Source organism: Kitasatospora sp. MBT63, assembly GCF_000710465.2.
GTDB lineage: Bacteria > Actinomycetota > Actinomycetes > Streptomycetales > Streptomycetaceae > Kitasatospora.
In genome coordinates this window covers 1-377 of sequence record NZ_JAIZ01000715.1, presented here as the reverse complement: position 1 = coordinate 377, position 377 = coordinate 1, and the positions used below count along the sequence as shown (strand labels likewise).

1 protein-coding gene is annotated in these 377 nt (G+C 69.2%); it reads left to right on the top strand.

Going from position 1 to position 377, the window contains the following annotated elements:
• Positions 1-168 precede the first annotated feature (168 nt).
• The coding region (locus tag AA75_RS51540; RefSeq protein WP_206743464.1) for a hypothetical protein at positions 169-377 on the top strand (209 nt) is incomplete at its 3' end.

Here is a 377-nt window from a genome sequence, read left to right as displayed (position 1 = left end):
GCGAGCAGGAGGACGCCGGGCGCCGCCCACAGGTACCAGCCCGAGTACCACAGGAACATCAGCCCGAACACCGCACCGAACCCCAGCCCCCGCAGCACCCCCGCCCGGACCGAGAAGTCCCCACTGCGCCGCAGCTGCCGCAGGCACGCCGCCAGCAGCGGAACCAGCATGATCATCACAACATGGCTGTACGGCCGGATCGGATCCAGGAACACCACCGCCGACGGCACCGCGATCGCGAGCGCCCAGAACGGACGCAGCATCAACCGCCACGCCAGGTACGACATCGGCCCCACCAGCGCACTGCACACGATCTGCAGATCGTGCAACGCGTACCCCGCACCACCCACACCGCCGTACCGGATCTCCGACCACGC